The organism is Gelidibacter sp. (assembly GCF_035577925.1).
Lineage (GTDB): Bacteria > Bacteroidota > Bacteroidia > Flavobacteriales > Flavobacteriaceae > Gelidibacter.
This window is the reverse complement of the sequence record NZ_DATJCY010000225.1, coordinates 1-1619: the sequence shown is the minus strand read 5'-3', so window position 1 is coordinate 1619 and position 1619 is coordinate 1. Positions and strand designations below refer to the sequence as shown.

The following is a 1619-nucleotide window of genomic DNA, read 5'->3' as shown; positions in this document are numbered from 1 at the left end:
CTTTTTGTGGTTCCGGTATTGTTCAGTTGGAGAAGAGAAGCAAAATTGAAAAAACAGTTAAGAACGCTTAAATAAAATTAGAAATAATGAGTCTAAAATTTAATATAAAAATGGATTTTCGCAGCATAGGATTATTTCTTGTGTTTTCGCTGTTTTTGAGCTGGTCTTCGCAAGCACAACAATTGCAAAACTATATTGAAGAGGCGATAAAAAACAATCCAAATATTCAAGCGGTGGAAAAACAATATGCCATTTCTACAGAAATGATTTCCGAAGTAAATACACTTCCCAACACTGAGTTTTCAGCGGGATATATGATAGGAAAGGAAATGCCGATGATGCAACAAGGCGAATTTTCCGTAATGCAGATGTTTCCTTGGTTTGGTACTATTTCGGCACGTGAAAAATATGCGTCGGCAATGGCTGATGCAGATTTTGTGGAAATCGAAATAGCCAAACGAAAAATCGCAATGGTTTTGTCGCAATCGTATTACCGTTTGTATGAAATTACCAAAAAACAAGAAGTCTTGGATGCCAATATTCAGCTTTTAAAAGTTTATGAGCAGATGGCATTGACTTCGGTAGAAGTTGGCCAAGCTTCGGCAGTTTCGGTATTGCGATTGCAAATGCGACAAAATGATTTACTCGAAAGAAAATTGGTTTTGGAACAAGATTATGCCGCCGAACTTACTGCTTTTAATAAGATTATGAATCGGAAAAAAGTTGTTGAAATTGCAATAATCGATAGTTTGACAATGCCAGATAAAGATTTTGAAATCGATTTTTCCAAACTTTATCTTCATCCTGAATTGAAAAAATTTGAAGAACTGAACAACGTGATTTCAGAAGCTGACGCGCTTAACAAAAAAGAAAGTATACCAGAATTTGGCGTTGGAATGGAATATATGCTTTATAATGAAGCGCCAAATATGTTGATGCCGATGGTATCGGTTTCTATCCCTATTTTCAACAAGAAATATAAATCCGTCGCCCGACAAAATAAGTTGAAACATGAAGAATTGGACATTCAAAAACAGGCTTCCGAGAATGCTTTGATAGCACAATTGCAAACCGCGGTTAGAAGTAGAAATGCAGCGCGAATCAGTTTGGAAACCCAAGATAAAAATCTTGAACAAGCAAAAAACGCAACTGAGATTTTGTTTAAAAACTATGAAACCGGCACTATAGATTTTAAGGAAGTTTTGGATGTACAGGAATTGCAATTAAACTTTCAAGTAAATCGTATTGAGGCGATTGGAAACTATTTTAATCAAGTAAGCATTATCAATTATTTTCTGGCATCAGAATTATAATTATATTTAATACACACCTAAAAAAATAATAATGAAACACACATATAGCGTACAAGGAATGACCTGCAATGGTTGCAGAAGCCATGTAGAAAAAACACTTTCTGAAGTCGAAGGCGTTTCAAGCGCGACGGTCCTTTTAGATGAAAAAGAAGCCATTATCGAAATGCAAAGCCATATTCCTATTGAGAAATTTCAGGAAGCTTTAAAAAATGATGGCGGAAGATATCATATTTATAATGTGGGCGAAGAACCCCATCCTTCCGAAATTAAAGCAGAAAAAAAACCAGAAGGAAAAGGAACCGGAAC

Annotated in this window: 2 protein-coding genes; both read left to right on the top strand. The window is 35.4% G+C overall.

Going from position 1 to position 1619, the window contains the following annotated elements:
• Positions 1-110 precede the first annotated feature (110 nt).
• Positions 111-1313: a TolC family protein gene (locus tag VNJ50_RS09020; protein ID WP_325581085.1), complete on the top strand. Its 1203-nt coding sequence runs from the start codon at positions 111-113 to the stop codon at positions 1311-1313.
• A 31-nt stretch (positions 1314-1344) separates the two neighbouring features.
• Positions 1345-1619: heavy metal-associated domain-containing protein (locus VNJ50_RS09015; protein WP_325581083.1), on the top strand; the 275-nt coding region annotated here is incomplete at its 3' end.